This window comes from Mesorhizobium sp. M7A.F.Ca.CA.002.04.1.1 (assembly GCF_004022805.1).
Taxonomy (GTDB): Bacteria; Pseudomonadota; Alphaproteobacteria; order Rhizobiales; family Rhizobiaceae; genus Mesorhizobium; species Mesorhizobium ciceri.
Genome location: NZ_RZPL01001259.1, coordinates 1 through 585, shown reverse-complemented (window position 1 = coordinate 585; position 585 = coordinate 1). Strand labels below are relative to the sequence as shown.

Annotated in this window: 1 pseudogene; it reads right to left on the bottom strand. The window is 60.7% G+C overall.

Going from position 1 to position 585, the window contains the following annotated elements:
* Positions 1-315 (bottom strand): annotated as a pseudogene (locus tag ENZ75_RS33685) (lytic transglycosylase domain-containing protein); the annotation flags it as partial.
* Positions 316-585: the final 270 nt, after the last annotated feature.

Genomic DNA, 585 nt, shown 5'->3' with positions numbered 1-585 from the left:
CTTGATGACCGCCGAGGCGAGCGACACGGGCACGCCTTCGATCGCCGCATAGCGGGCAACGATTGCGGAATACTGGCCGCTGCTCGCCACCGCGGCCGTCGACTCCGCCGCGTTCCTGAGGCCGATCGATGCCGTTCTCGTCATGTCGACGGTCTTGCGGCCGCGCTTCGTCTGCCTTTTGGCGATGGACTTCTTCGGTTTGGACCAGCTTGCCTTTTCCGCTTTGGCGGAAGCCCGCTTCGTCTCCGCTTTGGCGGATGCCTGCTTTGTCGCCTTGGCGTCGTGGCCTGCCTTGCCGCTTTTTGCGGATACCACGGGAAACCCTTGATCGGCCCGCGGGCTGAATGACGCTGCATGCGCCGCACTGAAGGCAAAAGTCATTACGCCGGCAGCAAGAGCTGCCGTTAAAACGGTAAATTTCTGCATGTGATCCTGTTCTGTCTGAACCGCGCGAAGATGTTCACGCAGCAACGCCTAACCAACGTCGGAACAACCCGGGGGGGGCTTGGGGTCCGACATCTACACGTCAGCCGTTTGACGCCCGAATTGGTGTCAAACAAGGCCAGGCAAGTCACTTTGAGTGAC